This window comes from Frateuria sp. YIM B11624, from assembly GCF_049727805.1.
Classification (GTDB): domain Bacteria; phylum Pseudomonadota; class Gammaproteobacteria; order Xanthomonadales; family Rhodanobacteraceae; genus Frateuria_A.
In genome coordinates, this window is record NZ_JBCNYA010000012.1 from 57309 (window position 1) to 84150 (window position 26842).

28 protein-coding genes and 1 tRNA gene are annotated in these 26842 nt (G+C 69.3%); 12 read left to right on the plus strand and 17 right to left on the minus strand.

Annotation, left to right across the window (positions count from 1 at the left end; genetic code table 11):
* Nucleotides 1-22: 22 nt before the first annotated feature.
* The 9 genes from atpA to AAIL17_RS08025 form a co-directional block, all read right to left on the minus strand.
* Nucleotides 23-1573, minus strand: coding sequence for a F0F1 ATP synthase subunit alpha (atpA, locus tag AAIL17_RS07985; protein ID WP_424682298.1), 1551 nt, complete (start codon nt 1571-1573; stop codon nt 23-25).
* Nucleotides 1574-1695: 122 nt separating this feature from the next.
* The gene (locus AAIL17_RS07990) at nt 1696-2229 is read right to left on the minus strand and encodes a F0F1 ATP synthase subunit delta (RefSeq protein ID WP_424682299.1); all 534 of its coding nucleotides are present in this window, start codon (nt 2227-2229) and stop codon (nt 1696-1698) included.
* 2 nt (nt 2230-2231) lie between these two features.
* Nucleotides 2232-2702 (minus strand): F0F1 ATP synthase subunit B, encoded by a 471-nt coding sequence (locus tag AAIL17_RS07995; protein ID WP_291196643.1) that lies wholly within the window; start codon nt 2700-2702, stop codon nt 2232-2234.
* A 93-nt stretch (nt 2703-2795) separates the two neighbouring features.
* Nucleotides 2796-3074: a F0F1 ATP synthase subunit C gene (gene atpE / locus AAIL17_RS08000; RefSeq protein WP_291196641.1), complete on the minus strand. Its 279-nt coding sequence runs from the start codon at nt 3072-3074 to the stop codon at nt 2796-2798.
* A gap of 54 nt (nt 3075-3128) precedes the next feature.
* Nucleotides 3129-3935 carry a F0F1 ATP synthase subunit A gene (gene atpB, locus AAIL17_RS08005; RefSeq protein ID WP_424682300.1) on the minus strand — a complete coding sequence of 269 codons (807 nt, stop codon included), beginning with the start codon at nt 3933-3935 and terminating at the stop codon, nt 3129-3131.
* 3 nt (nt 3936-3938) lie between these two features.
* Complete coding sequence (locus tag AAIL17_RS08010; protein ID WP_424682301.1) at nt 3939-4304, minus strand: hypothetical protein; 366 nt, start codon at nt 4302-4304, stop codon at nt 3939-3941.
* A gap of 257 nt (nt 4305-4561) precedes the next feature.
* Complete coding sequence (locus AAIL17_RS08015; protein WP_424682302.1) at nt 4562-4942, minus strand: phasin family protein; 381 nt, start codon at nt 4940-4942, stop codon at nt 4562-4564.
* 117 nt (nt 4943-5059) lie between these two features.
* On the minus strand, nt 5060-5422 hold the full coding sequence (gene queD, locus AAIL17_RS08020; RefSeq protein WP_424682303.1) for a 6-carboxytetrahydropterin synthase QueD: 363 nt from the start codon (nt 5420-5422) through the stop codon (nt 5060-5062).
* Nucleotides 5423-5505: 83 nt separating this feature from the next.
* Nucleotides 5506-5582: transfer RNA gene (locus AAIL17_RS08025), tRNA-Met, on the minus strand.
* A gap of 154 nt (nt 5583-5736) precedes the next feature.
* Here AAIL17_RS08025 and AAIL17_RS08030 point away from each other — a divergent pair.
* From AAIL17_RS08030 to AAIL17_RS08065, 8 genes are all read left to right on the plus strand, one after another.
* Nucleotides 5737-6282 (plus strand): RNA pyrophosphohydrolase, encoded by a 546-nt coding sequence (locus tag AAIL17_RS08030; protein WP_424682304.1) that lies wholly within the window; start codon nt 5737-5739, stop codon nt 6280-6282.
* A 46-nt stretch (nt 6283-6328) separates the two neighbouring features.
* On the plus strand, nt 6329-6535 hold the full coding sequence (locus AAIL17_RS08035; RefSeq protein WP_424682305.1) for a (2Fe-2S)-binding protein: 207 nt from the start codon (nt 6329-6331) through the stop codon (nt 6533-6535).
* 98 nt (nt 6536-6633) lie between these two features.
* The gene (gene bfr, locus AAIL17_RS08040; RefSeq protein WP_424682306.1) at nt 6634-7104 is read left to right on the plus strand and encodes a bacterioferritin; all 471 of its coding nucleotides are present in this window, start codon (nt 6634-6636) and stop codon (nt 7102-7104) included.
* A gap of 151 nt (nt 7105-7255) precedes the next feature.
* The gene (locus AAIL17_RS08045; RefSeq protein ID WP_424682307.1) at nt 7256-7996 is read left to right on the plus strand and encodes a DUF6776 family protein; all 741 of its coding nucleotides are present in this window, start codon (nt 7256-7258) and stop codon (nt 7994-7996) included.
* A 2-nt stretch (nt 7997-7998) separates the two neighbouring features.
* Nucleotides 7999-8430 (plus strand): bactofilin family protein, encoded by a 432-nt coding sequence (locus AAIL17_RS08050; protein ID WP_424682308.1) that lies wholly within the window; start codon nt 7999-8001, stop codon nt 8428-8430.
* 52 nt (nt 8431-8482) lie between these two features.
* The gene (erpA, locus tag AAIL17_RS08055) at nt 8483-8851 is read left to right on the plus strand and encodes an iron-sulfur cluster insertion protein ErpA (RefSeq protein WP_424682309.1); all 369 of its coding nucleotides are present in this window, start codon (nt 8483-8485) and stop codon (nt 8849-8851) included.
* Nucleotides 8852-8858: 7 nt separating this feature from the next.
* The gene (gene nudC / locus AAIL17_RS08060) at nt 8859-9809 is read left to right on the plus strand and encodes an NAD(+) diphosphatase (protein WP_424682310.1); all 951 of its coding nucleotides are present in this window, start codon (nt 8859-8861) and stop codon (nt 9807-9809) included.
* A 107-nt stretch (nt 9810-9916) separates the two neighbouring features.
* On the plus strand, nt 9917-10786 hold the full coding sequence (locus AAIL17_RS08065) for a beta-lactamase induction protein (protein ID WP_424682311.1): 870 nt from the start codon (nt 9917-9919) through the stop codon (nt 10784-10786).
* A 75-nt stretch (nt 10787-10861) separates the two neighbouring features.
* Here the strand turns inward: AAIL17_RS08065 and AAIL17_RS08070 are convergent, their stop codons facing one another.
* Nucleotides 10862-12736: an MFS transporter gene (locus AAIL17_RS08070; protein WP_424682312.1), complete on the minus strand. Its 1875-nt coding sequence runs from the start codon at nt 12734-12736 to the stop codon at nt 10862-10864.
* A 205-nt stretch (nt 12737-12941) separates the two neighbouring features.
* Between AAIL17_RS08070 and AAIL17_RS08075 the strand changes: the two genes are divergently transcribed.
* Complete coding sequence (locus AAIL17_RS08075; RefSeq protein ID WP_424682313.1) at nt 12942-13355, plus strand: TonB-dependent receptor; 414 nt, start codon at nt 12942-12944, stop codon at nt 13353-13355.
* A 38-nt stretch (nt 13356-13393) separates the two neighbouring features.
* Here the strand turns inward: AAIL17_RS08075 and AAIL17_RS08080 are convergent, their stop codons facing one another.
* From AAIL17_RS08080 to AAIL17_RS08110, 7 genes are all read right to left on the minus strand, one after another.
* Nucleotides 13394-15067 (minus strand): hypothetical protein, encoded by a 1674-nt coding sequence (locus AAIL17_RS08080; RefSeq protein WP_424682314.1) that lies wholly within the window; start codon nt 15065-15067, stop codon nt 13394-13396.
* Nucleotides 15068-15072: 5 nt separating this feature from the next.
* Nucleotides 15073-16359: a phosphoribosylamine--glycine ligase gene (gene purD / locus AAIL17_RS08085; RefSeq protein ID WP_424682315.1), complete on the minus strand. Its 1287-nt coding sequence runs from the start codon at nt 16357-16359 to the stop codon at nt 15073-15075.
* A 151-nt stretch (nt 16360-16510) separates the two neighbouring features.
* Nucleotides 16511-17893: an AMP-binding protein gene (locus AAIL17_RS08090; RefSeq protein ID WP_424682316.1), complete on the minus strand. Its 1383-nt coding sequence runs from the start codon at nt 17891-17893 to the stop codon at nt 16511-16513.
* A 135-nt stretch (nt 17894-18028) separates the two neighbouring features.
* Complete coding sequence (locus AAIL17_RS08095; RefSeq protein WP_424682317.1) at nt 18029-18601, minus strand: L-threonylcarbamoyladenylate synthase; 573 nt, start codon at nt 18599-18601, stop codon at nt 18029-18031.
* Nucleotides 18598-21093, minus strand: coding sequence for a DNA topoisomerase I (locus AAIL17_RS08100; RefSeq protein ID WP_424682318.1), 2496 nt, complete (start codon nt 21091-21093; stop codon nt 18598-18600). Before AAIL17_RS08100 ends, AAIL17_RS08095 begins: the two co-directional genes overlap by 4 nt.
* A 222-nt stretch (nt 21094-21315) precedes the next feature.
* Entirely contained in the window at nt 21316-22446 is a 1131-nt protein-coding gene (dprA, locus tag AAIL17_RS08105; protein ID WP_424682319.1) for a DNA-processing protein DprA, read from the minus strand.
* Between the two features lie 81 nt (nt 22447-22527).
* Nucleotides 22528-23655, minus strand: a complete 1128-nt coding sequence (locus AAIL17_RS08110) for a LysM peptidoglycan-binding domain-containing protein (protein ID WP_424682320.1) — start codon at nt 23653-23655, stop codon at nt 22528-22530.
* A 192-nt stretch (nt 23656-23847) separates the two neighbouring features.
* On the opposite strand from AAIL17_RS08110, the gene def reads away from it, so the two are divergent.
* The 3 genes from def (at nt 23848) to rsmB (ending at nt 26796) form a co-directional block, all read left to right on the plus strand.
* Nucleotides 23848-24357: a peptide deformylase gene (gene def, locus AAIL17_RS08115; RefSeq protein WP_424682321.1), complete on the plus strand. Its 510-nt coding sequence runs from the start codon at nt 23848-23850 to the stop codon at nt 24355-24357.
* Nucleotides 24354-25283, plus strand: a complete 930-nt coding sequence (gene fmt / locus AAIL17_RS08120; RefSeq protein WP_424682322.1) for a methionyl-tRNA formyltransferase — start codon at nt 24354-24356, stop codon at nt 25281-25283. Before def ends, fmt begins: the two co-directional genes overlap by 4 nt.
* Nucleotides 25284-25500: 217 nt before the next feature.
* Nucleotides 25501-26796 carry a 16S rRNA (cytosine(967)-C(5))-methyltransferase RsmB gene (gene rsmB / locus AAIL17_RS08125; RefSeq protein ID WP_424682323.1) on the plus strand — a complete coding sequence of 432 codons (1296 nt, stop codon included), beginning with the start codon at nt 25501-25503 and terminating at the stop codon, nt 26794-26796.
* Nucleotides 26797-26842: the final 46 nt, after the last annotated feature.

The following is a 26842-nucleotide window of genomic DNA, read 5'->3' on the forward strand; positions in this document are numbered from 1 at the left end:
CCTCAAGGCCCACCGGCGGGGTTCACCAGGAACCGGTCTTCTTGTACTCGTCCAGGCCGCTCTTGAAGACGCCCTCGATCTCGCCGTTCCAGTCGCCGGTGGCGACGATCTTCTTCATCAGTTCCTCGTGGTTCTGATGGAAGAACGCGTGCAGGCCACGCTCGAAGTCCAGCACCTTGCCGACCGGCAGGTCGTCCAGGTAGCCCTTCTCGGCGGCGTACACCGACAGCGCGAGCTCGGCGATCGACAGCGGTGCGTACTGCTTCTGCTTCATCAACTCGGTCACGCGCTGGCCACGGTCGAGCTGGGCGCGGGTGGCCGGGTCCAGGTCCGAGGCAAACTGCGCGAACGCCGCCAGCTCGCGGAACTGCGCCAGCGACAGCTTCACGCCGCCGGAGAGCTTCTTGACGATCTTGGTCTGGGCAGCACCGCCCACGCGCGACACCGAGATACCGGCGTTCACGGCCGGACGGATGCCGGCGTTGAACAGGTCGGTCTCCAGGAAGATCTGGCCGTCGGTGATGGAGATCACGTTGGTCGGCACGAACGCCGACACGTCGCCCGCCTGGGTCTCGATGATCGGCAACGCGGTGAGCGAGCCGGTCTTGCCCTTGACCTCACCGTTGGTTTCCTTCTCGACGTAGGCCTCGTTCACGCGCGCGGCGCGCTCGAGCAGGCGCGAGTGCAGGTAGAACACGTCGCCCGGGTAGGCTTCGCGACCCGGCGGGCGCTTGAGCAGCAGCGAGATCTGGCGGTACGCCACGGCCTGCTTGGACAGGTCGTCGTACACGATCAGCGCGTCTTCACCGCGGTCGCGGAAGTACTCGCCCATGGCACAACCGGAATACGGCGCGATGTACTGCAGCGCGGCCGACTCGGAGGCCGAAGCGACGACCACGATGGTGTTGGCCAGTGCGCCGTTTTCTTCCAGCTTGCGCACCACGTTGGCGATCGACGAGCGCTTCTGGCCGATCGCGACGTAGATGCTGTAGATGCCCGAGTTCTTCTGGTTGATGATCGCGTCGATCGCAACGGCAGTCTTGCCGGTCTGGCGGTCGCCGATGATCAACTCGCGCTGGCCGCGGCCGATCGGGATCATCGAGTCGATCGCCTTGTAGCCGGTCTGCACCGGCTGGTCGACCGACTTGCGCCACACCACGCCCGGCGCGACCTTCTCGATCGGCGAGGTCTTCTTCGCGGCGATCGGGCCCTTGCCGTCGATCGGGTTGCCCAGCGCGTCGACGACGCGGCCAAGCAGCTCCGGACCGACCGGCACTTCGAGGATGCGGCCGGTGGTCTTGGCGGTGTCGCCTTCCTTCAGGTGCTGGAACTCACCCAGCACCACGGCGCCGACCGAGTCGCGCTCGAGGTTCAGCGCGAGCGCGAAGGCGTTGCCCGGCAGCTCGATCATTTCGCCCTGCATCACGTCGGCCAGGCCGTGGATGCGCACGATGCCGTCGGACACGCTGATGATGGTGCCTTCGTTTCGCGCCTCGGCACCGAGCTTGAACTGCTCGATGCGGCTCTTGATCAGTTCGCTGATCTCGGACGGGTTCAGAGTGGTGCTGGACATGGTCGCTTTCCTGAATTTGGGAATGCTTTTTCAAGAGTCCGACCCCATGGCCGGTGTGCTCTTCGATGTTTACTCAGCGCCGGTTTCCAGCGCTGCCTCGCGGCCCGCAAGCCGCGCTTGAATCAACTTGCCAGTGCGCTGGCGAGGCGCTGCAGGCGGCCGCGCGCGGAGCCGTCGATCACCTCGCTGCCGGTATCGATCACCACGCCGCCGAGAAGCGCCGGGTCGACCTTGGCCTCTAGCTCGATCTCGCGCTTGAAGCGGCGCTTGAGCGACGCCTTCAGCTGCTCGGCCTGGGTGGCATCCAGCGCCATCGCGCTGGTCACCTTTACCTTCAGCTGCGAACCTGCCTCGCGCTTGTGCTCCTCGTACAGCTCGGCCACTTCCGGCAACAGCGCCAGGCGGCGCTGTTCGGCCAGCGTCTGCAGGAACTGCGCGAACGCGGTATCCGCACCCATGCCCTGCGGCAGGTGCAACGCCACCAGCTGCGCCGGCTGCACGCGCGGATCGCCGACCAGCGCGGAAACGCGCGGATCCTTCGCCACCGCGGCGGCGAAGCCGAACGCCTGCGACCATTCGCCGAGTGTGCCGGCCTCGTGCGCCAGCTCGAAAGCGGCGCGCGCGTACGGACGGGCGAGGGTGATTGCCTGGGCCATGGTCAGATTTCCGTGGCGAGCTGGTCGAGCAAGGCCTTGTGCGCGGCCGGGTCGATCTCGCGCTGCACGATCTTGGCGGCGCCCTGCACGGCGAGCGCGCCGACCTTCTCGCGCAGCTCTTCGCGGGCACGCTGGGCCATCGAGGCGATGTCGTCCTGCGCGCTGGCCTTCAGGCGGTTGATCTCGCCGATGGCGTCGGCGCGGGCCTTGTCAAGGATCTGGTTGGCCTGCTGCTGGGCGCGATCGATGATCTCGGCCGCCTGCTGGCGCGCCACCTTGATCTCGGCGGCCACCTTGCTGTCGGCATCGCGCAGCTCGGCGCGGGCGCGCTCGGCGGCATCGAGGCCTTCGGCGATCTTGAGCTGGCGCTCCTCGATGGCCTTGTTGATGTGCGGCCAGATGAACTGGACCGTGAACCAGATCAGGATCGCGAAGGCGATCATTTCGCCGATCAAGGTCGCGTTGAAATCCATCGCTGCGTTACCTGTAAATGCGGGGTGGTACGGATACGGGCGCCGCTGTCGCGGGCGCCCGTAGGGGAGCGGCGCGCAGGCGCCGCCTCGTGCTTACTTCGCCGTCAGGGCCGACAGCAGCGGGTTGGCCACCGCGAAGTACATCGCCAGCGCCACGCCGATCAGGAACGCCGCGTCGATCAGGCCGGCGAGCAGGAACATGCGGCCCTGCAGCAGCGGCACCAGCTCCGGCTGGCGGGCAGCGGCTTCCAGGAACTTCGAACCCATGACGCCGATACCGATACAGGCGCCGAGGGCGCCCAGGCCGATGATCAGGCCCAGCGCGATGGCGGTGAAACCCTGGATTTGCGCGATTTGAACGATAGCTTCCACGACGATCTCCTCAGAAAGAAAAGCTTGTGTTGTTCGATGAAAAAGAACTGCAGGTCAGTGGTGGTCGTGAGCCATCGAGATATACACGACGGTCAGCACCATGAAGATGAAGGCCTGGATCGAAATGATCAGGATGTGGAAGATGCCCCACACGGTGTAGCCGATGATGCCCATGCCATACAGCGCCCAGCTGCCGGCGGTGAACAACCCCGCGATCAGCATGAACACGAGCTCGCCGGCGTACATGTTGCCGAACAGTCGCATCGCCAGGCTCACCGGCTTGGAGAGCAGCTCGACCAGGTTCAGCGCAAAATTGGGAATCCACAGCAGCGGGTGCTTGCCGAACGGTGCGGTGAACATCTCATGCATGTAGCCGCTGAAGCCCTTGGCCTTGAAGCTGTAGAAGATGATCAGGATCAACACCGTCAGCGACATCGCGAACGTCATGTTGATGTCGGCCGTGGGCACGGCGCGGAAATGGCCGATGCCGAACTTCTCGGTGATCCAGGGCAGCAGGTCCACCGGCAGCAGGTCCATCGCGTTCATCAGGAACACCCAGACGAACACGGTCAGCGCCAACGGACCCAGTACACGGCGATCGCCGTGGAACACGTCCTTGACCTGGCCGTCGACGAACTCCAGCACGATCTCGACGAAGGCCTGGCCCTTGCCCGGCACGCCAGCCGTCGCCTTGCGAGCCTTCATCCAGAACCAAAGGCAGAACAATACGCCGAGCACCAGCGACACGGTGACCGAATCGATGTGCACCGCCCAGAAGCCTTCCGGACTCGTATGCGGAGTCAGGTGCTTGAGGTGGTGGGAGATGTATTCGGTAAGACCGCCCTGCGGCTCGCTTGCCATGTGTCAACCCTTGAATCGAAACGCCAGCAGATGAACCGCGTAAGCAGCCGCCAGCCCCGTAATGGCGGCCAGCGGCGGCAGCTTCAGTTTGATCAGGATCACGCCCATCCCTCCGATGACCGCGATCCACTTGAGGATCATGCCCATCAGCAGCCGGCCCAGCGCCATGCCTGCCCCGTGCATCCCGGCGAAGGCCCGCGCGCCAAGCAGCGCGTTGCCCAGCGCCACCACGAGGGCGCCTGCAAGAGCCGCCAAGGCTTCGCGGCGCCCCTGCATCAGGAAGACGAGGCCGACCAGCGCAGCCACCGCGACCTGCCACATCACGATGCGCAGGGCCAGGCGACGACCGGAGGCAAGACTGTTGAGCACGTGTGTTCCCGCGCGGCTTCGCACCAGGCGTCACCCTTGCAGCTACGGGCCACGATCCAATCCGCAAAAGTATATCAGCCGGCCGTTTGGACCGACAAGCCGCGAGGGCTGCGACATCTTGTCGTGCGGGCGCTAGCGTTCACTTCCCGTGACGCCGCAAGTTCCTGCAGCAACGCCCACAAAAAAGGGCCGGACGGCAAGTCCGGCCCAGGGAGCGCGTCCCGGCGGGGAGGGGATGGGGACGCGGGCAGAAGTCCTTACTTGGCAGCCTTGCGGCCGCCCGCGGCGGTCGCGGTGACCGGGTCGTTGGCGGCCTGCAGCGGCTGCACCAGCGCGCCGAGCGACTCGGCGGTCTGCTTGCCCACGGCGACCAGGCCCTGGGTCAGCACGACGGTCTGTTCGGCCTGCGTACGGCCAAGCGCCACACTCTTGTCCCACAGGCCGCGCAGCGCTTCGGCGTCACGCGCCTCGCCGGCGGCGGACAGGAACTCGGCGGCCGAGCGGGACTGCTGCTCCAGCGCGCCCAACTGCAGGCTGGCCGCCTGCTCCAGGCCCTTGAGGACCAGCGCCTGGGCCTTGAAGGCGTTGTCGGCGAACTGGCGGGCGTAGGCAAACACGGAGGAATCGAACTGGGTCATGGCTTGTCCCTCTCGGGAGTCTTGGGAGTGGAACAAGCCTAGCAGGTTATTTTGTGCAATGCAACATCGCTGGAACAGCTTCACGCAAAGAAATGCACCAGCCTATTTTGCAGCGCGTCAGAAGCTCGCCCGGCTGCAGCTGGCCGCCGACGTGCAGGTCTCGTGCACCACGACCCGGTCCAGCCCGGACAATCGGGCTTCCAGCCGTCGGAAGATCCAGCGCGCCAGCATTTCGCTCGTCGGATTCTCGAGCCCGTCGATCTCATTGAGATAGTGATGGTCCAGTTGCTCGAACAACGGCGCGAAGGCGCTTTTGATGTCGGCAAAGTCCATCACCCAGCCGAGCGCCGGATCGGGCTCGCCCTCGACGTGGATCTCGATCCGAAACGAGTGTCCGTGCAGGCGCGCGCACTTGTGGCCGGCCGGCACGTTGGGCAGCCGATGCGCCGCCTCGATCTGGAAGACTTTATGGATGTGCATGACGGCATTGTACGGTCGCCCGCGACCCGAGCCCGGACGACGAAGACAATTTAAGGAGCGAAAGGCACGGCGCCGAGGGCGCGTGGTGGCTATGGGTGGACTCGAACCACCGACCCCAGCATTATGAGTGCTGTGCTCTAACCGGCTGAGCTACATAGCCATGGGACGCGTCGGCGCGTCGCGCCAACGGAGCCCGGCAGTGTAATTGGCGGGCCGGGCCGGTTCAAGCCTCTTCGCTTTCCGCCGCCGCGCGCGCTATGGTTGAATCCGAGCCCAGGCCGCGGCATACGCGCCACGCGGGCCCAGGAGGCGACATGATCGACGCGGATGGTTATCGCCCGAACGTTGGCATCGTGCTGCTCAACGGCGATGGCCGGCTGTTCTGGGCCCGCCGCGTCAGCCACGACGGCTGGCAGTTCCCGCAGGGCGGCATGCGCAGCGACGAGACGCCGCTGGAGGCGATGTACCGCGAGCTGGCCGAGGAAACCGGTCTCGCACCCGAGCACGTCGAGGTCATCGGCAGCACCCGCGGCTGGCTGCGCTACCGGCTGCCCAACCGCTACGTGCGCCACCACCAGCGCCCCACCTGCATCGGGCAGAAGCAGGTGTGGTTCCTGCTGCGGCTGGTCGGTGGCGAGGATGCGCTCAAGCTGGACGCCTGCGACAAGCCGGAGTTCGACATCTGGCGCTGGGTCGACTTCTGGTATCCGGCGGTGCACGTGGTCAACTTCAAGCGCCAGGTGTACGAGCGCGCGCTGCGCCATTTCGCGCCACTGGTGGAAGACCTGCTGAGCGTGAAGCTCGAGGCCCTGCCACGTGCCGCGGAAGGCGACCGGCCAGGCAACCGCGCGGTCGCCTGAGCCACGTCGCGGAACCTAGTTGACAATCATTCGCATTCGCGCTGGAATGCGCGGCATGTATATCTGCCTCTGCAACGCCGTGACCGACGGCGACATCCGCCGTGCCGTCGCCGATGGCGTGCGCACCTTTGCCGAATTGCAGGCGCGCACCGGCTGCTCGGACTGCTGCGGCTGCTGCGAGCCGGAAGCGCGTGCCACGCTCGAGGCCGCATTGACCCAGGTGGCGTTCCCGCTGCCGCTGGTCACCGCGTAGCGCTTCGGGGCGAACCCAAACCGCAACCATTCGCGTTTCTCCCGCGCCGGGCGCGAGCCCGTATAGTCCCTGGTCGACCCTGCACCGGAGACTTCCCCATGAAAGGCGACGCCAAGGTCATCGAGTACCTCAACAAGGTGCTCTACAACGAGCTGACCGCGATCAACCAGTACTTCCTGCATTACCGCATGTTCAAGGACTGGGGCTACGGCGAACTGGCCGAGCACGAATACAAGGAGTCGATCGAGGAGATGAAGCACGCCGATCGCCTGATCGAGCGCATCCTGTTCCTGGACGGACTTCCCAACCTGCAGCACCTGGGCAAGCTGCGCATCGGTGAAAACGTGCTCGAGTGCATCCAGGGCGACCTGGACCTGGAACTGGCCGCCGCAATCGACCTGCGCGCGGCGATCGCGCACAGCGAAGGCATTGCCGATTACGTGAGCCGCGACCTGTTCAAGGGCATCCTGCACGACGAGGAAGAGCACATCGACTGGCTCGAAACCCAGCAGAACCTAGTCAAGGACATCGGCGCCGAGCGCTACCTGCAGAGCAAGATGGGCAGCTGACCCGGTGCAGGGTGGCGTCCCTCTACAGGCCACCGCCATGGAGACTCAAGCCCACCCTGCCGCGTCCCGTAGCGCAAAGCGTGCGGTCGTTCCTTGACGCTCTCGTCACGCTGCGGCTATATCGGTCACCCCAGCAGTTCCGGATTTCCACATGGCTTCACGCCCGCCCCCGCGCTTCGTCGTGCGCCCGCACGACGAGGCCAGCCTGCGCCGCCGCCGGTTGTGGCTGGGCGTGGCCTGGCTGGCCAGCCTGCTGCTGACCGGCGCGATCGTCGGCGTGCTGGCCTGGCGCACCACGCCGGCGGCGATCGACCACCGCGAAGCGAAACAGCTGGCCGCGCAGAACGAGCAGCTCAAGCAGCAGATCGCCAATCTCAAGCGCGCGCAGCAGGTCACCGACATCGCGACCAAGTCGCTGCGCGGCACGCTCACCGAGCGCGACGAGGAAATCAACGGCCTGCGCGCGGACCTGGGCTTCTATTCACGCCTGGTCGGCGGCAATGCCCAGCGCGAGGGACTCAAGGTGCAGGAAGTGCAACTGCGTCCGGTGAACGGCTCGCACGCCTGGAACCTCGCGCTCAGCCTGACCCAGAACGCCAAGCGCGGCAGCGACGTCAGCGGCGCCGTCACGATCAGCGTGGAGGGCGTGCGCGGCGACAAGGTGGTGGCGCTGGACTGGTCCCAGTTGGGCGACGCCGCGCAGAAGGACGGCCTGCCGTTCCGCTTCCGCTATTTCCAGCAGTTGCACGCCACATTCATGTTACCGGCCGACTTCAAGCCGACCCGGCTGCGCATCCACGTCCGACCCGAGGGCGACGACGCCGTCGACCGCGCCGTGGCGTGGAACGATGCGCTGTCGGGCAACCTCACCACGATCGAAGGGGGAAACTGACCATGCTCAACCGTCGACGCACCGACCGCTCGAGCGGCAGCCAAGACACCAGCCTGATCGCCCGCGGCACGGTGATCCGCGGCGACCTGCGCTTCAGCGGCGCACTGCACCTGGACGGCCGCATCGAAGGCGCCGTGCTGGCCGAAGGCGAGGACGCCGTGTTCACCCTGAGCGAGCAGGGCCAGGTACAGGGCGACATCCATGTGCCGCACGCAATCATCAACGGCACCGTGCAGGGCGACATCTACGCCGGCGAGCGGCTGGAACTGGCACCGCTGGCGCGCATCACCGGCGACGTGCACTACCGCACGCTGGAGATGGCCGCCGGCGCGCAGGTGAACGGGCGCATGAGTCACCGCGTGGAGCCGGTGGCGCGCGAGCTGCCCGCGCCGGGCCAGCCGGATGCCGATCTCGATGAGGCCGTGCCGGCCTGAGCCGCCAGGCGCTATCCTTGAGATCGCGCCTCCGCAACCGCACATCCGCCGCATGGAAACCGTCGTCCCGATCCCCGATTACCGCCAGGCCGGCGCCCCGCTGGTCTTCACCGAGGCCGCCGCGCGCAAGGTGCACGAACTGATCGTCGAGGAGGGCAACCCGGCGCTGAAGCTGCGCGTGTACATCTCCGGCGGCGGTTGTTCGGGCTTCCAGTACGGATTCACCTTCGACGAGGCCCAGGCTGAGGACGACTTCGCGCTGGCCCGCGAAGGCGTCACGCTGCTGGTCGATCCGCTCTCGCTGCAGTACCTCACCGGCGCGGAGATCGACTACGCCGAAAGCCTGTCCGGCGCGCAGTTCGTGATCCGCAACCCCAACGCCAAGACCACCTGCGGCTGCGGCTCCTCCTTCTCCACCTGAGCCACCGATGGCCGCTGCCGTCACCAACATCTTCGCCGGCCTGAGCCTGGTGCTCGACCGCATGTCGGAGCGCCGCGACGAGGAGGCCTGGCTGGCCGAGCAGGCCGGCTGCCGCGAGGCGCGCTACCTGCTGCTGGACGCCGCCGGCGAAAGCTATCTGCTGCAGGAGACCGAAGGCCTGCGCTGGCTCAGCGGGGCCGAGCGGAGCGCATGGTTCGCCGACGTGCCGGCCAGCCTGCTCGGCATCGCGGGAGGCTGTCCGCACTTTCTGCTCGCCCTCGACGACGCCCATCCGTTCGATGCGCTGGAAGAACGCCTGGCCGCGCGCCGCATCGGCTTGCGCGAAGCGGGCCTGCGCCTGGCTGCCGACGAAGCGGGCCTGTTCGCCTACGCCAAGGGCCTGGCGCACTGGCAGCGCGAAACGCGTTTCTGCAGCGGCTGCGGTGCGCCGCTCAGGCGCGTTGCGGCCGGGCACCGCATGCAATGCACCGATGACGCCTGCGGGCGCCTGCACTTTCCGCGTACCGACGCGGCCATCATTACCATCGTCGAACATGAGGGGGCCTGCCTGCTCGGGCGCCAGGCGAGCTGGCCCAAGGGCCGCTGGTCGGCGCTGGCCGGCTTCGTCGAGCCGGGCGAGTCGCTGGAAGACGCGGTGCGCCGCGAGGTGGCCGAGGAAGCCGGCGTGCGCGTGGGCGAGGTGCATTACCACTCCTCGCAGCCCTGGCCGCTGCCGGCTTCGCTGATGGTCGGCTTCATCGCCCATGCGCTGGATCCGGCGATCGACCTGCGTGATGGCGAACTGGAGGACGCGCGCTGGTTCACCCCCGGGCAGATCACGGCCGGCCTGGCGGACGGCAGTTTCGCCACGCCGACGCGGCTGTCGGTGTCCTACCAGTTGCTGGCGCACTGGCTGCGCGAACGCGCCGAGCTCGAACTGGACACGCTCGTCACCTGAGGGACGCCGCAAGGCCCCCCGACGCGGCATCCGCACGGGCAAGCGGCGCCGACGGGCCGCATGGAGTGCTTGCCCTACAATGGCCGGGCACTTCCAGGAGCTCCCCGATGGCCTTAAGCCTGCTCGCCGCCCTCATCGCCCTCGGCCTGCTGCACTTGCTGCCGCAGCTTGCGCAATGGCGCGGCGACGGCGTGTTCCGCGGCTGGGTGCGGCAACTGGACGACACCGACGGCCGCAGCCGCGTGCTGCTGACCCTGATCGTGCCGACGGTGCTGTGCCTGCTGCTGGCCGATCTGCTGGGCCGCCTGCCGCTCGGCGGCTTCCTGCAACTGGCGTTCGCCGTGCTGGTGCTGCTCTACGGGCTGGGCCCGCACGCCTTCGAAGCGGACCTGGAGGCGATCCTGCACGCGCCCGATCCGGTCGCCCGCCAGAAGGCCGCGCAACGCCTGGCCGAGCCGGGCGGCGAGGTAGCCTGGAGTGCGCACGCGCTGGGCGAGGCGGTGGCGATGGCTGCCCTGCGGCGGCGCTTCGGCGTGCTGCTGTGGTTCTTCCTGCTCGGTCCCGCTGGCGCCCTGCTTTACCGGCTGGCGCAGACGCTGGGCCGCGACGACACGCTGGCGCTCGACGCCGCCAGCCGCATCCACGCGCGCCGCGTCGCCAACGCGCTGGACTGGCTCCCGGCACAGTTGCTGGTCTTCACGCTGGCCCTGGTCGGCCATTGGGATGCGGTGATGGCCGCCTGGCATCGCTGGCGCCGGCACGCCGCCCCGACCAGCTGGTACACCGACGGCCCGGATTTCCTCGCCGCGGCCGCCTGCGCGGACATCACGGTGGAAATCGAGGCGGGCGACGGCTATGCCGAAGAACATACCGATCCGCTGCTCGAACTGGCGCGCATGCGCAGCGCGTTCCTGCGCGCGTTGCTGGCCTGGCTGAGCGTCATCGCGCTGATCGTGCTGGGCGGCTGGCTCACCTGACGCCAGGTTCCTCGTAGGGTGGGCTTCAGCCCACCAGGCAGTCCTGCGGTGGGCTGAAGCCCGCCTACGAAAGCCCTACGCCAGCGTGCCGCGCAACTCGCGCACGCGCGTTTCCAGCGCATCCAGCCGCAGCCGTTCCGGCGGCACCGGCGCATCGACCACCAGTTCCACCCGCGCACGGAACCGCCGCGGCAGCCGCGCACGGCCCAGCCGCGTGTCGCGCCGGCTCCACACGCTGCCCCACAGGCCGCGCAGGGCCATCGGCACCACCGGCACCTGGCGCCGCTCCAGGATGCGCAGCACGCCCGGCCGGAACGGCGCGATCTCGCCGTCGCGGGTCAGTCCGCCCTCGGGGAAGATGCACACCAGCTCGCCGGCGGCGAGCGCCTGGTCGATCGCCTCGCAGGCGGCCCCTAGCACGGCCGGATCTTCCTTCTGGCCGGCGATCGGGATCGCCTTCGCGGTACGGAACACGAAACGCAATACCGGGATGTTGAAGATCCGGTAGTACATGACGAAGCGCGTGGGCCGCCGCAGGTTCGCCATCAGCAGCAACGGGTCCATGAAGCTGACGTGGTTGCACACCAAGAGCGCCGGGCCTTCCTCCGGCACGTGGCGCATGCCCTCCACGCGCACGCGATAGAGCGTGTTCACCAGTACCCATGTGATGAAGCGCATCGGGAACTCGGGCACCAGCGTGAAGATGTACGCCGCCACCAACACATTGAGCAGCGCCGCGGCGAGGAAGGTCTCCACCGCGTCGAAGCCCAGCGCGCCCAAGCCCAGGCCGAAGCCTGCCGCCAGCACGATCAGCAGCGCATTGACGATGTTGTTGCCGGCGATCACCCGCGAGAGCTGCTCGCGCGGCGCGCGCGCCTGCACGAAGGCGAACAGCGGCACCACATAGAAGCCGGCGAACACGCCGATCAGGGTGAGGTCCAGCGCCACGCGCCAGCTGCCTGCGCCACGCAGGAACGCCAGCCAGTCCAGCCCCTGCGCCAGCGCCACGCCATGTCGCGCGAAGTACAGGTCCACGCCGAACAGCGTCAATCCGAACGCGCCCAGCGGCACCAGGCCGATCTCCACGCGCCGGCCCGACATGCGCTCGCACAGCAGCGCGCCCGCGCCGGTGCCGATCGAGAACAACGTGAGCACCAGCGTGTTGACCGAACCGTCGCCGCCGAGCGTCTCGCGCGTGTAGTTGGGCAACTGCGCGATCAGCACCGTGCCGAAGAACCAGAACCAGGAAATGCCCAGCACCGCGTTGAACACCGCGCGATCGCGCCGCACGATGCCGAGCACGCGCGCGGTCTCGTTCAGCGGTTTCCAGTTGAACCTGAGCTCCGGCGCCGTCGCCGGCGCCGGCGGGATGCGCCGGCTGGCGAGGTAACCGGCCACCGCCACCGCGATGGTCGCCGCCGAGGCCAGCCACGGTCCGATGCCGGCCACCAGCATGAGCGAGTTGCCGGCGATCATGCCGACCAGCATCGCCAGTTGCGTGCCCATCTCGACCAGCCCGTTGCCGCCGACCAGCTCGGCCGGCTTGAGCGCCTGCGGCAGGATCGCGTACTTGATCGGCCCGAAGGTGGTCGAGTGCAGCCCCATCAGGAACAGCACCACCAGCAGCAGCGTGGTGTCGTGCGTGTGGAAGCCGATCGCCGCCAGCACCATCGCGCCGATCTCGAACAGCTTCACCGCGCGGATGATGCGCGTCTTCTCGTATTTCTCCGCCAACTGGCCGGCGGTGGCCGAGAACAGGAAGAACGGCAGGATGAACAGTGCCGGTGCGAGGTTGGTGTAGAGCGACACGCTCCTGTCGTCCAGCCCCATCTGGAACGCCACCAGCATCACCAGCGCGTTGCGGAAGGCGTTGTCGTTGAATGCACCCAGCGCCTGGGTCCAGAAGAAGGGCGCGAAGCGGCGCTGGCCGAGCAGGTCGAATTGGCTCATGCGGATCCGGGTCCCGAAGCTGGCGCTAGCCTAGCGTGAAAGCGCCCACCCGACGTTGCGGGCACGCCCCGATCGGCATACCTTCGCCGCGGGGAAGGGGCCGCCGGGGGCGGACGCGCCGCGGTGCCATGCAGCGCAAGCCTTCCACGGCGCTCGTGGCGCCCGCCAACCAGGCGCCTGCGTTTCGGGAGGGAACAGCGTGGACATGAGCCGGAGATATCTGGTCTGGGCGTTGTGCTATGCCGCCATCGGCATGGCGCTGGGCATCTACATGGCCGCCTCGCACAACCATGGGGAGCTGGTGACGCACGCCCATGTGCTGCTGGTCGGTTTCGTGCTGTCGCTGGTGTACGGGATCATCCACCGCCTGTGGCTGGAGGCGCCGCGCCGGGGCCTGGCGGTCACCCAGTTCGCGTTGCACCAGGTCGCGGCGATCCTGATGCTGCTCGGCCTGTTCCTGCTCTACGGCGGCAAGGCCAGCGAGGAGACACTCGCACCGCTGCTGGGCGTCGGCTCGGTGGGCGTGCTGCTGGGCATGCTGCTGATGCTGTACATGGTGCTACGCCCGGGATCCGCGCGCAGTGCCGAGCCCGGCGCGCCGGACCGCGCGGCGGCCTGACAGCGATCCGCCGCCCGGCGATGCCGCGGCGGCGGACCCTACCAGGGTGCCATCACCCGCAGGCCGGACAGGGACTCGACCGTGCCGCGGGCCGAGCCGAGCCAGACTCCCGTGTTGCCCGCCGGGGCGGCCATGCCGACCACCCGGCCCGCCCGGTCCACCAGCAACAGGCGCGGCCCTGGCCGATCCACCGCATAGCTGAAGCGCACCTCGGTCCCCGGCCATGGGAACGCATTGTCGACCGCGGTCAGGTGCATGCCGCGCACTGGCAGCGGCTTGGCCTGCGCCGGCGCCAGCGTGCCGAGCAGGCTGGCCTGGCGCGATGCGAACACCGCCGTGCGGTGCTGCATCAACACCGGCCGTGCGGCTACCATCTCGTCCAGCACGTTCTCGCCATGTTCGGTGGAGCGGTCGAGGACGCCGGTGGTCACGCCCAATGCGTCGCGATCGGCGACGACTTGCGCGTGCCGCGCCGGCAACAGCATCCAGCACGTGCTCGGCAACAGGAACAGACCCGCCAGCAACGGCAGGCCGATCGCCATGCGGGAGCGGCCGCGCGCCGCCAGCCGCAGCGTGGCCGTGGCCAGCAAGCCGCCCCAGAACAGCGACGACCACACCAGATAACGGCCCGAGTAGAGCTGCGCCGGGTACTGCCGGAAATAGTCGGCGCGCGCGATCGCCACCAGCAGGCCGCAGCCCACGGCGAACCAGCTTGCCGCCAGCGCCAGCCGTTCCTGCCGCGGCCAGGCGCACGGCTGGCGCCAGGCGCGCACGCTCAAGGCGAGCAGCGCCATCGCGCCCGCCAGGCCCAGGCCCAGTTCCGGCCACACGGCTTGTCGCGCGTCGCCGAACCATTGCAGCGACAGCCGCGCGAACGGTGCCGATGCCACTCGCGCCAACGTGGGCAGCTTGTCCTGCAATGAGGCATCGGCGAACGGGCCCATCGCATACAGGTAGGGCGCCGCCAGCCAGCGCAACAGGACGCTGGCCTGCCAGCCCGGCTCCACGGCCAGTGCGGCCGCGCCGCCGCCCGTGCGCGGCAACGTGAAATAGCAGGCCAGCGCCACCGTCGTGGCCACGAGCCAGGCCAGCAGCGCCTGCCAGCGCGCGCGGCGCAGGCACAGCACGATGAACAACGCACCGAAGATCGCCGCGCCGGTCCCGAAGGAAAGCGTCCCGAGCAGCCCTAGCAGCAGCGCCAGCGCCAACCGTGCACGACCGGGTCGGGCGGCGAGCAGTACGCCACCAAACAGACAGCCGATCACCAGGTAGGCGTGCACCGATTCGTTGGCATGCGCCAGCGTGCGGCCATTGCCGAACCAAAGCAGCATAAGCGCACCGCAGAGTAGCCAGCCCGTGCGCGGGAGCTTCAGCCCAGACGACGGGTCGGACCCGCGCCAGGCGAGCGCCCACAGCAAGCAGCAGCCGGCCAGCATCAACACGCCGACGAGAATCTGCAGCCATTGGCCACCGCCAAGCGCCTGAAGTTCGAACAGGCGCAGCAGGTTCGGCAGGATTTCCGGGTGGCCGTTGTCGACGGTCAACACGTCGACCGGCCAAGGGGTAGTCAGCAGGTGCGCGTAAAAGCGCCAGGGATCGGCATACGGTACGCGTGGCGACAGCAGCAGCATGCCGCCGACGGCCACCAGCGCATAGACCAGGCACAGGACGAGGCTGGCGACGGCCAGCGCGCGGCCGTGACGCGCGGCCACCAGCGTCAGGTCCCGCGCCGCAACGCCCGGTGCGCGATGTCGCGCCGGCAGAACGCGCCGTTGAAGTGGATCTTCGAAGCCGCCTCATAGGCATGCTCGCGCGCCGCGGCCAGGTCGCTGCCCAGCGCGCAGACGGTCAGCACGCGCCCGCCCGCGGTGACCACGCGGCCTTGCGCGTCCAGTGCCGTGCCCGCGTGGAACACCTTCACGGTCGGGTCGAACGCGCTGTCCAGTCCGCCGATCGGATCGCCGTTGCGTACGCGACCGGGGTAGCCCTCGGCGGCCACCACCACGCCGATCGACGGGCGGCTGTCCCACTGCGCGCGCGTGTGGCGCAATTCGCCGTCGAGCGCGGCCTCGATCAGCTCCACTAGGTCCGATTTCAGGCGCAGCATGATCGGCTGGGTTTCCGGATCGCCAAAGCGCACGTTGAATTCGATGACCTTGGGTGCACCCGACGGGTCGATCATCAATCCCGCGTATAGGAATCCGATGAACGGCGCGCCCTCGGCGGCCATGCCGCGCAGGGTCGGCTCGATCACTTCCTTCAGGATGCGCTGCTCGACCGCGGCGGTGACCACCGGCGCCGGCGAGTAGGCACCCATGCCGCCGGTGTTGGGTCCGAGGTCGCCCTCGTCGCGGCGCTTGTGGTCCTGGCTGGAGGCCATCGGCAGCGCGTGGCTGCCGTCGCTCATCACGATGTAGCTGGCTTCCTCGCCCTCGAGGAATTCCTCGATCACCACCCGCGCCGAGGCATTGCCGAAGGCGTGCCCGCCGAGCATGTCGTGCAGCGCCTGCTCCGCATCGGTCAGGGTCAACGCCACCACCACGCCCTTGCCCGCGGCCAGGCCATCGGCCTTGATCACGATCGGCGCGCCATGCTGGCGCACGTAGGCGAGCGCGGCGGTGAGCTCGTTGAACACCGCGTAGCGCGCGGTGGGAATGTTGTGGCGGAGCAGGAAATCCTTGGCGAAGGCCTTGGAGCCTTCCAGCTGCGCGGCGACCGCGCGCGGCCCGAAGATGCGCAGGCCGGCGGCGCGGAAGCGGTCGACCACGCCGGCGACGAGCGGCACTTCCGGACCGACGACGGTGAGTTCGACCTTCTCGGCCCTGGCCAGCTTGAGCAGGCCGTCGAGGTCTTTCATGGCCACGTCGACGTTGCGCACGCCGCGCTCGCGCGCGGTGCCCGCATTGCCGGGGGCGACGATCACCTCGCTCACCCGCGGCGACTGCTTGAGCTTCCACGCCAGCGCGTGCTCGCGCCCGCCGCTGCCGATGACCAGGACCTTCATGCGCTCTCCGAAGCGTGTGGTGCGCCCCGCGGCGCAGGCGCGCATTGTAGCGGTGCCGAGGACTGCGCCGGTACGCGGTTCGTAGGGTGGACTTCAGCCCACCACGCGTCCCGCGGTGGGTTGCGGTGGGCTGAAGCCCATCTGCCGCTGCCTACGGATGCGCGTGGTGGCGGGCAAGCAGTTCGAGCAGCGCCGCGCGCGGCAGTTTGCCGGTCTCGTTGCGCGGCAGTGCGGCGACCTTGAGCAGCGGCCGGGGCAGGAACACCGGATCGATCGCGCGGCGCAGCGCGTCGAGAATGGCATGCTCGTCCAGCGCCGGCGCCACCGCCAGCGCGGCGATGCGGTGCACGCCCAGCGCGTCGCCGTCGTCGAGCTGGAACACCACGCCGTCCTGCACGCCGGGAATGGCCAGCAGGCGCCGCGTGAGGTCGCCCAGCGAAGCGCGCTTGCCGGCGATCTCCAGCATGTCGGCCTGGCGCCCGCGCAGGCGGAAACGCCGGCCGTCGGCGGACAGGCTGACGATGTCGGCGAGCAGCCGTGGCACATCCAGTTGCGGCGCTTCGACCTGGGTGCCGTCCGGCTGCGGATGCAACTGGACGTCCGGATAGAGCGACCAGTCATCCTCGCGGGTGGTGCGGCGGCTGGCGAACACGCAGGTCTCGGTCGAGCCGAACACTTCCTGCAGCGGCGCGCCGAAGCGCTCTTCCGCCGCCCGTGCCAGCTCCGGCGGCATCGGCGCGGTGGCCGACACCATCGCCGCCAGCGCCGGCAGCGCGATGCCCGACTCGACCAGCGCGCGCAGGTGCACCGGCGTGGTCACCAGCACGCGCGGCTCGGGCACCTCGGCCAGCGCGGCAGCCACATCGGCCGGGAAGAACGGCCGCCCCGCGTGCACGCCGACCCCGCCCAGCAGCGGCAGCAGCACGCTCATCTCCATGCCGTACATGTGCTGCGGCGGCACCGTGGCGACCACGCCGAAACGCTCGCCGACCGCCGCATGCAGCATCGCCAGGTTGCCGGCGTTGCTGGCGTGGAAGCTGCGCCAGGTCTTCAGGTTGGCGCTGGGCGTGCCGGTCGAACCGGAGGTGTAGCCGATGGCCACCACCTGGCTGGCCGGGATCTGCGGCCAGCCCTCGGCCTCCTCGACATCGGGCAGCGCGGTCAAGGCGGGCAGGCGGTGGTAACCGGCCGGCGCGGGGTCGAGCGCCTGCTCGCCCAGCGCATAGCAACCCGGGTGCGCGGCCATCACCTCGTCCACCGCCTGCGGTGCGCGCGAGGACGGCAGCAGGTTGGTCTGGCCACGCAGCACGATGGCGCAAAAGGCGACCAGGAAGGCGTAACGGTCCTCGCACAGGTTCACCGCGGCGCAGGCAGCCGGCAGCGTGGCGGCAGCCTGGCGCACGTGCGCGAGGAACTGCGCGGCGCTGACGCTGCGGCCGTCGCGCCACGCCAGCACGCGTTCGGGCGTGTCCGCATGCAGCAGCGCCAGGCGCTGTGGCGCCTCGCGCTGGAATGTGTCGTAAACGATGGCCAAGCTGCTTATCTCCCAGTCCGCCATGCGCCAGACGCGCACAGCATGGCGACCGGCCGTTGCAAGCCGGCGTGAAACGCACGTGTGCTGCTGTCCCGCCGCAGGCCATCCATCGGGCCGGCAGCGTCCCCTGGACGCTCAGGCGCGGATGATAGCGCCCGAAAGCGCATCGCGGATCACCGTGGGCCGCTCCTGCCCGCCGAGCGGCGCGTCGAGCACGCCGTCGAGCGCCTCGCCGAAATAGTCCAGCACCATCGCCGCACTGCGCGCCGCGGGCGAGCCGTGCGGGTTGGCGCTGGTCGAGACCAGCGCGCCGCCATAGGCACGGCACAGCGCGGCGGCTGGCGCGTGGGCGGTGACCCGCAGCGCGATGCCGACGTGTCCGCCGGCGACCCAGGCTGGCACCGCCGCGGTGCGCGGGAAGATCCAGGTGTTCGGGCCCGGCCAACTGGCCTGGACCTGCGCCAGCACCTCGGCCGGCACCTGGGCCAGGTCGATGTAGCGCTCGACCTGGGCAAAGTCTGCCGCGATCAGCAGCACGCCCTGCGTCGGCGGGCGCTGCTTGAGCGCGAATAGGCGCTCGAAGGCGACTCGGTCGTGCGGGTCGCAACCGAGGCCGTAGACCGCCTCGGTCGGATAGGCCAGCACGCCGCCACCGTGCAGCATTTCCGCGGCGGCCGCGCCATCGGCGAGGGTATAGCGTGCGGTCACGTCGGGGCGCCGGCCTTGCCCGCCTTTTTCACGGCCGCCTTCTTGGTGGCGGTCTTCTTGGCTGTTTTCCTGGCGGCCGTCTTCTTGGCCGCGGTCTTCTTCGCGGGCGCCTTCTTGGCAGCGGCCTTTTTCGCGGCCGGCGCCTTCTTCGCGGCGGCCTGCTTGGTGGCGGTCTTGCGCGCGAAGCGGCCCTTCTTCGCCGGCGCGGCGGCGAGCAGCTCCAGGCACTGCGCCTCGGTCAGGTCCTTCGGTTCGGTGTCCTTGGGGATGCGCGCGTTCTTCTCGCCGTCGGTGATGTAGGGCCCGTAGCGCCCGTTGAGCACCTGCACGCCGTTGCCGAAGTCGGCGATCACGCGGTTGGCGAGCATCTCCAGCTTCTCGCGGACGATCTGCAGCGCGCGCGGCAGCTCGATCGTGTACGGATCGTCTTCCGGCTTGAGCGAGGCGTAGGTGCTGCCCTGCTTGACGAACGGGCCGAAGCGGCCGATGCCGACGCTCACCTCTTCGCCCGTCTCGCTGGCGCCCAGCTTGCGCGGCAGCTTGAACAGCTCCATCGCCTCCTCGAGCGTGATGGTGTGCATGCTCTGGCCGGGACGCAGGGACGCGAACTGCAGTTTCTCGTCGGCGTCCTTGTCGCCGATCTGCGCGTAGGGCCCGTACCGGCCAAGCCGCACCGACACCGGCTTGCCGCTCTTCGGGTCGATGCCCAGCTCGCGCGCGCCGGTGGCCTCGCTGCGGTCGACCGACTCGGTCTTCTCCTCGACCTGGGTCTTGAACGGCTGCCAGAAACGCTCCATCAGCGGCACCCAGGCCTCCTCGCCACGGCTGACCGCGTCCAGCTCGTCTTCCAGCCTCGCGGTGAAGTCGTAGTCCACGTACTGGTTGAAGTGCTGGGTGAGGAACTTGCCCACCGCGCGGCCGACATCGGTCGGCTTGAAGCGGCGGCTGTCCAGGAACACGTACTCGCGGTTCTGCAGCACCTGGATGATGCTGGCGTAGGTGGACGGGCGGCCGATGCCGTATTCCTCCAGCGCCTTGACCAGGCTGGCCTCCGAATAGCGCGGCGGCGGCTCGGTGAAGTGCTGGTCGGCCAGGATGTCGGAAAGCGCGACCTGCTCGCCCTTGACCAGGCGCGGCAGGCGGCGCCCTTCCTCGTCGTCCTCGGCGGTTTTCTGGTCGCGGCCTTCCTCGTACACGGCCAGGAAGCCCGGGTCGACCACTGTGGTGCCGGTGGCGCGGAATGCGGCCGGGCCGCCGGCGACGTGCGGCAGCTCGAAATCCACCGACACGGTGTTGAGCGTGGCGTGGATCATCTGGCAGGCGACCGTGCGCTTCCAGATCAGCTCGTACAGCTTGCGCTGTTCTTCGTTGAGGAAGGCGGCGACCTGGCGCGGCGTGCGCATGGCCGAGGTCGGGCGGATCGCCTCGTGCGCCTCCTGCGCGTTCTTGCTCTTGGTGCGGTAGACCTGCACGCCGTCGGGCAGCGCGTTGCGGCCGAAGTCGCGGGCGATCAGCGCACGCAGCTCATCGGTCGCCTCGGTCGACAGCGCGGTGGAGTCGGTACGCATGTAGGTGATCAGGCCGACGTTGCCCTCCTGCCCAAGGCTGACGCCCTCGTACAGGCCCTGCGCGATCTTCATCGTGCGGCTGGTGCCGAAGCCGAGCTTGCGCGCGGCCTCCTGCTGCAGCGTGGAGGTGGTGAACGGCGGCGCCGGCCGGCGCTTGCGCTCCTTGGAGCCGACCTCGCTCACCGTCAGGCGGCCGTGCGCGGCCTCGGTGAGCGCGGCGCGTGCGGCCATCGCATCGCGCTCGTTGGTGAGGTCGAACTGCTCGAACTTCTTGCCGTTGAGCTTGGTCAGGCGCGCGCCGAAGTCGCCCTCGGCGTGCTTGAGCTTCGCCTCGACGGTCCAGTACTCGCGAGCGACGAAGGCTTCGATCTCCTCCTCGCGCTCGACGATCATGCGCAGCGCCGGGCTCTGCACGCGGCCGGCCGAAAGGCCGCGCTGCACCTTGCGCCACAGCACGGGCGAGAGGTTGAAGCCGACCAGGTAGTCCAGCGCGCGTCGCGCCTGCTGCGCGTCGACCATGTCGTGCGACAGCCCGCGCGGCTGCGCCACCGCCGCCTTGATCGCCTTGGGCGTGATCTCGGAGAACACCACCCTGTGCATGCGCTTGCCTTCGACCAGGCCGCGCTCCTTGAGGATCTCGCTGATGTGCCAGGAGATCGCCTCGCCTTCGCGATCCAAGTCGGTCGCGAGGTAGATGTCGTCGGCCGCCTTGGCCGCCTTGGCGATCGCGTCGACGTGCTTTTCGTTGCGCTCGATCACCTCGTACTTCATGGCGAAGCCGTTGTCCGGATCGACCGCGCCCTCCTTCGGCTTGAGGTCGCGCACGTGGCCGTAGGAGGCCAGGACCTGGAAGTCCTTGCCGAGGTACTTGTTGATCGTCTTGGCCTTGGCGGGCGACTCGACGATGAGGAGGTTCTTGGCCATGGGGCGGGGGGTTTCCGGAAGCGTTCCGTGCCGCCGGCTGGCGGGCACACTCTTTATTAGTTGAGCCATGCGCTCGCAGCGACTGTCAAGCCGGATCGCGTGAAACCGCGACCTGGCGCGGGTTGGCGGCGGTGCGCGGCAAGCTGCCGGAGCCCGCCCGGCAGCGGACCGGCGCCGCAATCCGCAGGCAAAGCCTGCATCCCGGCTCCTGCGCGAGGCCGATCAGGCCGATGCCAGGCGCTGGTAGCGGTTGCCCGGCAAGCTTTCGACGCGCCCCTCCAGTTCCAGCATCAGCAACATCGAGGCCAGCGCGGCCGGCGCCAGGCCGGTGCGGGTCACCAGTTCGTCCAGCGTGGCCGGATCGTGGCCAAGCGCCTGGCGCAGGCGATCGTGCTCCGGGTCGGCCTGGCGTGGAGCTGGCAACGACTCCCGCGCCGGCGCATCGTCCAGCCGCGCGGCGAGCTCGACGCCGAGTGCACGCGCGGCCGGCGCCAGCGCCTCGACCAGTTCCGCCGGCTCCTCGACCAGCCGCACGCCCTCGCGGATCAGCCGGTGGCACCCACGCGCCAGCGGATTGTGCACGGAGCCGGGCAGGGCGAACACCTCGCGGCCCTGCTCGCCGGCCAGCCGTGCGGTGATCAGCGAGCCGGACTTCACTCCCGCCTCGATCACCAGCGTGCCCAGCGACAATCCGGCGATGAGACGGTTGCGGCGGGGGAAGTGGTCCGCCCGCGGCGCGGTGCCGGGCGGGAATTCGCTCACCAGCGCCCCATGCGAGGCGATCGCCTGCGCCAGCGCCTGGTGCTTGCGTGGATAAACGCGATCCGGGCCGGTGCCGACCACCGCGACGGTCGACCCGCCGGCGTGCAGCGCCGCCGCGTGCGCCGCACCGTCCACGCCGTCGGCCATGCCGCTGGTGACCACGAAGCCCGCCTGCACCAGCGCGCCGGCGAAGTGGCGTGCCTGTGCCAGCCCACCGGCGGTGGCGCCGCGGGCGCCGACGATGGCCACCTGCGGATGCAGCAGCAGGCCCGTGTCGCCGGCGACGAACAGGGCGGCCGGTGGTTGTGCGATGTGCTCCAGCAGCGGCGGGAAATCCGCGTCGGTGCAGCAGAGCAGGCGATGCCCGGGGGCGGCGAGCCAGGCGAAGTCTTCCGCCAGGCGCGTTTCGTCAGGGCGCCGGAGCCAGGCGCGGGCGTCTTCGCCCAGGCGCTCCGGCGAGCGTTGCAGGCCGTCCAGCACGGCGAGGACGTCGCCCTTTCCGGCGGCCAGGCGCTCGCGCAGCGTGGCCCAGCCCAGGCCTGGCGTCCGCAGCAGGATCAGCCAGGCGCGCAGTGCATCCGTGTCAGTCATCAAGCCAGTGTAGGTTCGCCCCAACGAAAAACGGCGCGGCCAAGGCCGCGCCGTCGTGTCGGCGAAAACCGCGACGTGGCTTTATTCGGGCATCGCCAGGCGGTCGCCGCGATGCACCGGGCGCAGGCCATCCATCACCAGGCCGTAGCTGACCCGGTCGAAGGTGCGGAAGACCATCACATGGCCGACGAACTCCGAGGGCAGGGTGACCTTCTCGCCAGAACCACGGCTCCAGCTGCTGCTGGCGACGTCGTCGTGGATGGTCTCGCCCGGCTGGAAGATCGCGTAGGTCTGGCCGTTGTCGACGCCGTCCTTCGCACCGATCGACAGCGCCACGACCTGGCGCGGGCCAGCCGCGTCCATCGCATCGGCGAAGGCGATCACGCGGGCGTCCGCCGGCATCGACTGCGGGGCGTGCGGGTAGTAGTAGGGGTCGTAGGCCGGGCCATCCAGCGGCAGCACGCGGTCGCCGGTACGGATCTCCTGGGTGGAGTCCAGCAGCAACAGGGTGGACGGGTCGCCTTCGCGCAGGGTTTCGGCGGTGCCGATCACGCTGACCTCGACGCCCAGGTTCTGACCCTTGCCGTAGTGGCCGTCATCGCGGAAGTCTTCTTCCCACGGCGTGCGCACCATCGAGACGTTGCTGTCCAGCGTGTGGCCGACGACCTCTTCCTGGGTGTTGTCGGCATCGCCCGGCGCGAAGCTGCGGAACGTGTGGGTCGGCCGCACGATCGCAAAACGCTGGCCCGGCGTGGCATGCAGGCCGCGCACGTACAGGTTCTGCCCGACCGTGCCGCGCAGGCGCGCTTCCTCGAAACCGACCACGTAGGGCGAGGACTTGACCGCGTCCTCGTCCATCACGCGCATGTCCTTGAGGAACATGCGCAACTGGTCCAGCGGGATCGCCGGCACGGCCTCGCCTTCGCGGTGCACGCTCGGCTCCAGCTTGAGCCGCGGGCCGTTGATGAAGGACAGGTTGAGCACGTCGCCCGGGTAGATCAGGTGCGGATTGCGCACCTGCGGATTGGCCTGCCAGATCTCCGGCCACAGCCACGGCTTGGACAGGAACTTGGCCGAGATATCCCACAGCGTGTCGCCGCGGCGCACGGTGTAGGTATCGGGATGATCGGCGCGCAACTGCGCCCCGGCGGCGTACACGGCCACGGTGACCAGCATGCCGGCCAGCAGCCCGATGGACTTCTTGATCATATGCGGGATTCCCCTACCCCCGAGGCTCGGGCGAGTGTAACCGAATGGTGAAGGCCCGCAACCGGGAGCAGTTGGCAAAATCGCCTGCCGCACGGGAGCTTGCCGCCGTACAATAAGGCCCATTCTAGTTTGCGCCGGGGCTTTCGTTGACGACGATTCGCCCGCATCTTGAAGGCGCCCGAGGTAACCGAAATGTCCGTCCTGACCATCCTTGAATTCCCCGATCCCCGGCTGCGTACGCAGGCCGCCCCGGTGACCGCCTTCGACGCCGAACTGAAGCAGTTCGTCGCCGACATGTACGAAACCATGTACGAAGCCAACGGCGTCGGCCTGGCCGCGACCCAGGTCAACGTGCACAAGCGCGTGCTGGTGGCCGACATGAGCGAGGAGCGCAACCAGCCGCTGGCGCTGATCAACGCCGAGATCGTGGGCAGGGAAGGCACCCAGGTGTACCAGGAGGGCTGCCTGTCCTTCCCCGGCATCTATGCCGACGTCACCCGCGCGCTGAAGGTCACGGTCAAGGCGCAGGACGTGGAAGGCAAGGCATTCACCATGGAGGCCGAGGGCCCGCTGGCGGTGTGCATCCAGCACGAGCTGGACCACCTGGCCGGCAAGGTGTTCGTCGATTACCTCTCGCCGCTCAAGCGCAACATGCTGCTCAAGCGCATGGAAAAGCAGCGCAAGCAGGCGGCGAGCGCTTGAGGATCGTCTTCGCCGGCACGCCGGAATTCGCCGTCCCCTGCCTGGAAGCCTGCCGCGCCAGCGGCGCGCAGGTGGTGGCCGTCTACACCCAGCCCGACCGCCCTGCCGGCCGCGGCCGCAGGCTCGCGGAGAGCCCGGTGAAGCAGGCCGCGCTGGCCGCCGGTCTCTCGGTCGAGCAGCCCGAGTCGCTGAAGTCGCCCGAGGCGCAGGCCGCGCTGGCCGCCCATGCGCCGGACCTGCTGGTGGTGGTCGCCTACGGCCTGATCCTGCCGCGCAAGGTGCTGGCCATCCCGCGGCTGGGCTGCTGGAACGTGCACGCCAGCCTGCTGCCGCGCTGGCGCGGTGCGGCGCCGATCCAGCGCGCGATCCTCGCCGGCGACGCCGAGAGCGGCGTCGACCTGATGCGCATGGAGGCCGGCCTGGACACCGGCCCGGTGCTGCTGGAAAAGCGCACGCCGATCGGCCCGGACGACACCGGCGGCACGCTGCACGACCGCTTGTCGATGCTGGGCGCCGAGGTGCTGGCCGAAGGCCTGCACCGCACGCTGGCCGGCGAAGTGCTGGCGGCCACGCCGCAGCCGGCCGAGGGCGTGACCTACGCGCACAAGCTGGACAAGGCCGAGGCGAAGCTGGACTTCGGCCGTCCGGCGATCGAGCTGGAGCGCACCGTGCGCGCGTTCGATCCATGGCCGGTGGCGGAAGGCACGATCGCCGGCGAGAGCGTGCGGATCTGGGCCGCGCGGGCGATCGATCGGCGCCACGACGCGGCGCCAGGCGCCGTGCTCGCCGCCAGCCGCGAAGGCATCGAACTGGCTTGCGGCGACGGCGCGCTGCGGGTGACTGCGCTGCAACGCCCCGGCGGCAAGCGCATCAGCGCCGCCGACTACCTCAACGCGCGCCCAGAACTCCGCGGGGCTGCCAAGTGAGTGCGCTGCCGCTCCCTCTCCCCGCCGGGGAAAGGGTTGGGGTGAGGGGCCGGGGCTCGCCCGAAAGTCTGTTGGAGTGGCAGCCGCCCTGGACCCACGCTACGTCCCTGGTTTTCCGCAAGCCTTGCCCCCTCGCCCCAGCCCTCTCCCCGAAGGGGAGAGGTGGCAAAGTTCAAGGTCTCACGGGAGTCACTAACAACCCGGGCAGCACATGGCGATGACCGACACCCGCGCCCTCGCCGCCACCGCACTGGCCGACATCGCCCTGCGCGGCACCTCGCTTCGCGAGGCGATGGAACGCCACGCGGGCAAGCTCCCCGACCCGCGCGACCGCGCCCTGCTGATGGCCCTGTTGAGCGAAGGCGCGCGCTGGTGGCTGCGCTTCGACCCGGCGCTCGACCGACTGTTGGCGCAACCATTGCGCCGCAAGGAGCCGCAGGTACACGCGCTGCTGGTGCTCGGCCTGGTGCAGCTCGAAATCCTCGAACTCAGCGACTACGCCGCGGTGGCCGCCACCGTCGAGGCCACCCGCGCGCTCAAGCGGCCGCGGCTGGCCGGACTGGTCAATGCCGTGCTGCGCCGCTGGCAGCGCGAACGCGTCGAGTGGCTGGCGGCCCTCGACAGCGTGCCATCCACCCGCCACGCGCACCCGGCCTGGCTGGCCGACGCGATCGCCCGCGACTGGCCGACCCACGCCGAGGCGGTGCTGGCCGCCGACAATCACGAGCCCCCGCTGATGCTGCGCGCCAACCGCCGCCGCACCACGCGCGAAGCGCTGCTCGAGCGCCTGCACCTGGACGGCCAAGCAGTCGAACTGCATCCATGGCTTGCCGACGCCCTCGTGCTGCCGCACAGCAGCGACGTCACCCGTCTGCCCGGCTTCGCCGAAGGCCTGTTCGCAGTGCAGGACGGCGCCGCCCAGGTCGCCGCCGACCTGCTCGACGCCCGCCCGGGCCAGCGCGTGCTCGACGCCTGCGCCGCACCCGGCGGCAAGGCCTGCCACCTGGTCGAACGCACCGAGCTGGCGCTCACCGCGCTGGATTCGGATCCGGCCCGGCTGCGCCGGATCGGCCAGAACCTCGACCGCCTCGGCCTGCACGCCGAGCTGCGCGCCGGCGACGCCGGCGTGCAGGAAGCCTGGTGGGACGGCCAGCCGTACGACCGCATCCTGATCGACGCGCCCTGTTCGGCCACCGGCGTGTTGCGCCGGCGCCCCGACGTGCGGCTGCATCGCCGCGCGAGCGACATTCCCCCGCTGGCCGAGCTGCAGCAGCGCATCCTCGCGGCGCTGTGGCCGCTGCTGAAACCCGGCGGGAAGCTGGTCTATGCGACCTGCTCGCTGCTGCGCGCGGAGAACGAAGCGGCGGTGCAATCGCTGCTCGCCGGCAACGCGGACGCACGCGCGTTGCCGTTCACCCTGCCGGCAGGCCAGGCGGCCGCCGTTGGTTGGCAGATCCTGCCCGGCGATGGCGACCTGGACGGCATGTACTATGCCGTGCTTGAAAGGCAGTAGCGGCTCAGCACCAGGTAAGCCCGGCCCGGTTACAACGATTGCTGCT

Excerpts from the sequence above, each read along its gene's own strand:
- atpA (WP_424682298.1), bottom strand. The coding sequence starts at position 1,573 with ATGTCCAGCACCACTCTGAACCCGTCCGAGATCAGCGAACTGATCAAG.
- AAIL17_RS07990 (WP_424682299.1), bottom strand. The coding sequence starts at position 2,229 with ATGGCCCAGGCAATCACCCTCGCCCGTCCGTACGCGCGCGCCGCTTTC.
- AAIL17_RS07995 (WP_291196643.1), bottom strand. The coding sequence starts at position 2,702 with ATGGATTTCAACGCGACCTTGATCGGCGAAATGATCGCCTTCGCGATC.
- atpB (WP_424682300.1), bottom strand. The coding sequence starts at position 3,935 with ATGGCAAGCGAGCCGCAGGGCGGTCTTACCGAATACATCTCCCACCAC.
- AAIL17_RS08015 (WP_424682302.1), bottom strand. The coding sequence starts at position 4,942 with ATGACCCAGTTCGATTCCTCCGTGTTTGCCTACGCCCGCCAGTTCGCC.
- queD (WP_424682303.1), bottom strand. The coding sequence starts at position 5,422 with ATGCACATCCATAAAGTCTTCCAGATCGAGGCGGCGCATCGGCTGCCC.
- AAIL17_RS08030 (WP_424682304.1), top strand. The coding sequence starts at position 5,737 with ATGATCGACGCGGATGGTTATCGCCCGAACGTTGGCATCGTGCTGCTC.
- AAIL17_RS08035 (WP_424682305.1), top strand. The coding sequence starts at position 6,329 with ATGCGCGGCATGTATATCTGCCTCTGCAACGCCGTGACCGACGGCGAC.
- bfr (WP_424682306.1), top strand. The coding sequence starts at position 6,634 with ATGAAAGGCGACGCCAAGGTCATCGAGTACCTCAACAAGGTGCTCTAC.
- AAIL17_RS08045 (WP_424682307.1), top strand. The coding sequence starts at position 7,256 with ATGGCTTCACGCCCGCCCCCGCGCTTCGTCGTGCGCCCGCACGACGAG.
- AAIL17_RS08050 (WP_424682308.1), top strand. The coding sequence starts at position 7,999 with ATGCTCAACCGTCGACGCACCGACCGCTCGAGCGGCAGCCAAGACACC.
- erpA (WP_424682309.1), top strand. The coding sequence starts at position 8,483 with ATGGAAACCGTCGTCCCGATCCCCGATTACCGCCAGGCCGGCGCCCCG.
- nudC (WP_424682310.1), top strand. The coding sequence starts at position 8,859 with ATGGCCGCTGCCGTCACCAACATCTTCGCCGGCCTGAGCCTGGTGCTC.
- AAIL17_RS08065 (WP_424682311.1), top strand. The coding sequence starts at position 9,917 with ATGGCCTTAAGCCTGCTCGCCGCCCTCATCGCCCTCGGCCTGCTGCAC.
- AAIL17_RS08070 (WP_424682312.1), bottom strand. The coding sequence starts at position 12,736 with ATGAGCCAATTCGACCTGCTCGGCCAGCGCCGCTTCGCGCCCTTCTTC.
- AAIL17_RS08075 (WP_424682313.1), top strand. The coding sequence starts at position 12,942 with ATGAGCCGGAGATATCTGGTCTGGGCGTTGTGCTATGCCGCCATCGGC.
- purD (WP_424682315.1), bottom strand. The coding sequence starts at position 16,359 with ATGAAGGTCCTGGTCATCGGCAGCGGCGGGCGCGAGCACGCGCTGGCG.
- AAIL17_RS08100 (WP_424682318.1), bottom strand. The coding sequence starts at position 21,093 with ATGGCCAAGAACCTCCTCATCGTCGAGTCGCCCGCCAAGGCCAAGACG.
- dprA (WP_424682319.1), bottom strand. The coding sequence starts at position 22,446 with ATGACTGACACGGATGCACTGCGCGCCTGGCTGATCCTGCTGCGGACG.
- AAIL17_RS08110 (WP_424682320.1), bottom strand. The coding sequence starts at position 23,655 with ATGATCAAGAAGTCCATCGGGCTGCTGGCCGGCATGCTGGTCACCGTG.
- def (WP_424682321.1), top strand. The coding sequence starts at position 23,848 with ATGTCCGTCCTGACCATCCTTGAATTCCCCGATCCCCGGCTGCGTACG.
- rsmB (WP_424682323.1), top strand. The coding sequence starts at position 25,501 with ATGACCGACACCCGCGCCCTCGCCGCCACCGCACTGGCCGACATCGCC.